This is a genomic window from Saccharomonospora saliphila YIM 90502 (assembly GCF_000383795.1).
Lineage (GTDB): Bacteria > Actinomycetota > Actinomycetes > Mycobacteriales > Pseudonocardiaceae > Saccharomonospora > Saccharomonospora saliphila.
In genome coordinates this window covers 4,670-8,397 of record NZ_KB912726.1, presented here as the reverse complement: position 1 = coordinate 8,397, position 3,728 = coordinate 4,670, and the positions used below count along the sequence as shown (strand labels likewise).

Below are 3,728 nucleotides of genomic sequence, written 5' to 3'. Positions count from 1 at the left end.
TGATCTGATCGGCGATGCGGCGCAGCCGCTTCACCATCTTGCCCTCGCCCGCGCGGAGCAGGCGGTTCAAAACCATCGGGTCGACCTCACTTGCGGTGTCAGGTGGGGCGTCAGAGCGCACCCGTGCGGGGCGCGTCCCGGACGAGGAGGAAGACCAGGCCACGCAGCAGGCACAGCAGCGGAAGCCGGACCGTTCCGAGAACGAAGGCGACGGCGGAGCCGTTGACGAGAATCGTGCGCACCCCGTGCACCCGGTCCACCACCGCCACCGGGGCTCGCGTGACGTCGGCGGTGCGGGCCCGCGTCGCGGTGGCGCGGGCGTGCCGGATGCGGGCGCGCGGCACACAGAGCACGAGCCTGCCGGAGGCGTTCGCCCGCCAGCCGAGGTCGAGGTCCTCGCGCAACAACGGAATGCCGGTGTCCAGGCCACCGAGGTCGTCCCACGCCGCCCGGGAGACGAGCGCGCCCGCGCTGGGTACGGCCAGCACCTCGGTGCTCTGCTCGGACGACGCGCGACGCGGACCGGCATGCCTGCGGTGCCCGGCCGAGTCGGTGGACAGCCCCGCCTCCACGATGGTGCGTGGATCGGTCCAGTCCAAAGCCACAGGCCCGAGCACGGCCGCTGACGGAGCCGTGTCGGCGGCCCGCAGCAACAGGTCCAAACACTCGGGTTCCGGGGCGCTGTCGTCGTGCAACAGCCACAGCCACGCGCCGGGATCGCCCCACCGCAAACGACCGGCCTCGACGGCCGCGGTGACCGCGGCCGCGTAGCCGGTGGAGGCTGGTAGCGTCAGGACTCCGTCGAGGAGTCCCCGCTCACGGGCGTCGGCGAGCACCGCCGCCGTGCTGTCGGTCGATCCGGTGTCCACGGCCAGGATGTGCCGAGGACGGACGGTGCCCGCCTCCACGGCGTCCAGCACCTCGGGAAGCCATCGCGCTCCGTTGTGGCAGACCAGGACGGCGAGAACCGGCGCGCTGGCCACCGGCGAGGACACGGCGAAGGACCGGGGCACGTACCTCTCCGGAGATCACGGGGGCCGGACGACATCACCCTAACGAGGGGACACACCCGCCCGTCGCGCCCATGTCCGCCGACGCCTCCGTCACACGGCGCGCTTCTTCAGCTTGCGCCGTTCCCGTTCGGACAACCCGCCCCAGATGCCGAACCGTTCGTCGTGCGCCAGCGCGTACTCCAGGCAGTCGTCCTTGACCTCGCATCCCTGGCAGATGCGCTTGGCCTCCCTCGTCGAGCCCCCCTTCTCCGGGAAGAACGCCTCCGGATCGGTCTGCGCGCACAGGGCGCGTTCCTGCCAATCCTGCTCTTCCGCCACGCCGAGGAGGTCGGTGAGCACGCCCAGATCCTCGTCCGGGTGCCCACCCCACTCCATGACGTGCCCCCATTCCTGTCCAGTAGTGTCCAACCGCACGTCCGCCTCCTCGCTCTCACGCACTCCCAGGACCGGCGGTACCGGATGCCCCAGCTGCCCCCCTTTTAAGACAGCGAAATGACATCAATGTGATTACACCCGCGTGATGCGCCTGGGTCAAGTGGAGTAACGAGGATGGGGGACACTGGTCCGCGGCACGCGCAAGCGGACACGCCGATGACCTCACAGGGAATTGACCGAGTTCGTCACGCGACGAACGGAGGGGACAGACTAGGCCCGTGCAACGCTCACTCGTCCGCCCCAGCCTGCTCTTCTACGCCATCCTCGCCGTCACGGTCCTGGGTGGCGCGCTGGCCACCACCGCCGCCCCTGACGAACTGTTCAACCGCACCGTGCTCGGCACGCTCGGCGTGTTCCTGCTCGTGATCGGCGGCTGGGCACTCTCGCTGACCCTGCACGAGTTCGGTCACGCGCTGGTCGCCTACCGGGGCGGCGACCGCGAGGTCGCGGCCAAGGGCTACCTCACCATGGACATCCGCCGCTACACCGACCCGGTGCTGTCACTGGTGCTGCCACTGATCATTCTCGCGATCGGCGGCATCCCGCTGCCCGGTGGCGCCGTGTGGATCAACCAGTGGGCCCTGCGCTCGCGCTCGGTCTCGTCCTGGGTGTCGCTGGCCGGGCCGTTGAGCAATCTCGCCCTCGGCATCGCGCTCACGACAGCGGTCGTGCTGGTGGACATGCCGCTCGGCCTGCTGGCCGGGCTGTCCTACCTGGCCTCGCTCCAGATCCTGGCCTTCGTGATCAACATCCTGCCGATCCCGGGCCTCGACGGCTACGGCGCGCTGGAGCCCTACCTGTCGCCGCGAGCGCGCGAGTTCGGCCACAAGGCCCGTCCCTGGGCGCCACTGGTCCTGCTCGCGTTGATCATCGGAATACCCGGCGTCGGGCAGGCCCTGTGGGGGCTCGCCGACGCCGTGTTCGCCGCGGTCGGAGGCCAGGCGGACATCGCCGCGTGGGGACAGGGCCTGTTCATGTTCTGGCGGTACTGACTCCGGCTCCCGTGTGACCGCGGCGCCCGCTAGGCCCCGCGGTCACGCCGGGCGAGCCAGGTACGGGCGCCCTCGGCCACCGTGCGCAGCGCCGCGCGCTCGCCGAAGTAGTTGCCCACCATGCCGACCACCGGCAGGGCACCGAGGGCCTGGTGATGCACCCGCCCGCTCGGGCGCTTCTCCAGCTCGCCGGTGATCGCCAGCAGGGAACGGCCCAGCCGCCACACGGTGCGGGCACCCGGCTTGAGTCCCACCCGGCGCTCGCCCGCACGCCGGGCCGCCGCCAGGTCCTCGGTCAGCTCCTCGGTCCGACGGTCCTCGGCGGCGGCGTCGTGCCCCGCGTCACGGCCAGCCGCCAGCTCCGGGTCGAGGTCGCGCTCGAACAGCACCCACGCCACGAGCCGGACGCGCTCACCGACGTCGGTGACGCCGTGCTCGCCCGCGACGGCGCACAGCAGCAACCCCTGGGTGGCGACTCCGATCGTGTCCTGCACCGGGAGCCGGTCCGCCAGGACGCCGCCGAGTCCCGGTACGGCCGTGAGCAGCGCGGTGAAGCGTCCGACGCGGTTGACCCACCAGTCCGTGCGGTCGGCGGCGTCCATCCTGCTCCACGCGGGCGTGCCGGGCACCCGCACCGAACGCAGCCCCGTGACCAGCCGTGCCCGCACGGAGGAGGCGACCTCACCGTCCCCTGTGGAATTCGACTCGCCGGCGCCCGCCGCGAACGGCTCGGCCTCCCGCAACGCGTCCACGAGCGGGGCCGTCGCGCGCACGAACGGACGCAGAGCCCGGACGACCTGCCTGTCGCTGATCGGTTCGGCCACCGGCTACCCCGCTTCCCGTGTCCCCTGCGCGTCCGCCGATCCCGCCGCCCGGCGACGTTTGTCGCCGGAGGCGAGCGTCCCACCCAGCGCCACCGCCGCGGGCAGTGCTCCGGCCACGAGCAGCACCAGCGCGCGCCAGTCGGCGAGCAGCACGATGTCCCCACCGGGTCCGCCGAGCCCGAGGACGAGCAGCGTCACCAGCCACGCCAGCAGCGGGACCGTGGCCAGCTTGCGGGGCACGAGCGTGGCAGCGTGGGTCACCAGCAGCGGCGTGGTCACCGCGGCCAGCACCACGCTGATGAGAAACGGGATGTCCCCGAGCCGGGGCAGCACCACACCGTCCAGCCGCAGTGGCAGGAAGAACAGCTCCATCGTCGCGAGCAGCGCGGCGTCGAGCGCCAGCACGGCCAGCGTGCCCAGGTTCGCGCGGCCGGAGGCGCCTCGGCGTCGCGGTGCCCGCGCGG

At 72.1% G+C, this 3,728-nt stretch carries 5 protein-coding genes; 1 reads left to right on the top strand and 4 read right to left on the bottom strand.

Annotation, left to right across the window (positions count from 1 at the left end; genetic code table 11):
* Positions 1 to 110: 110 nt before the first annotated feature.
* Positions 111 to 1,013, bottom strand: a complete 903-nt coding sequence (locus SACSA_RS0118825; protein ID WP_019819269.1) for a glycosyltransferase family 2 protein — start codon at positions 1,011 to 1,013, stop codon at positions 111 to 113.
* A gap of 90 nt (positions 1,014 to 1,103) precedes the next feature.
* The gene (locus tag SACSA_RS0118820; protein WP_028662040.1) at positions 1,104 to 1,427 is read right to left on the bottom strand and encodes a WhiB family transcriptional regulator; all 324 of its coding nucleotides are present in this window, start codon (positions 1,425 to 1,427) and stop codon (positions 1,104 to 1,106) included.
* 239 nt (positions 1,428 to 1,666) lie between these two features.
* On the opposite strand from SACSA_RS0118820, the gene SACSA_RS0118815 reads away from it, so the two are divergent.
* Positions 1,667 to 2,440 carry a site-2 protease family protein gene (locus tag SACSA_RS0118815; RefSeq protein ID WP_019819267.1) on the top strand — a complete coding sequence of 258 codons (774 nt, stop codon included), beginning with the start codon at positions 1,667 to 1,669 and terminating at the stop codon, positions 2,438 to 2,440.
* Positions 2,441 to 2,469: 29 nt separating this feature from the next.
* Here the strand turns inward: SACSA_RS0118815 and SACSA_RS0118810 are convergent, their stop codons facing one another.
* Complete coding sequence (locus tag SACSA_RS0118810) at positions 2,470 to 3,264, bottom strand: hypothetical protein (RefSeq protein WP_019819266.1); 795 nt, start codon at positions 3,262 to 3,264, stop codon at positions 2,470 to 2,472.
* A gap of 3 nt (positions 3,265 to 3,267) precedes the next feature.
* Positions 3,268 to 3,684: a hypothetical protein gene (locus SACSA_RS23805; RefSeq protein WP_232213009.1), complete on the bottom strand. Its 417-nt coding sequence runs from the start codon at positions 3,682 to 3,684 to the stop codon at positions 3,268 to 3,270.
* Positions 3,685 to 3,728 lie beyond the last annotated feature (44 nt).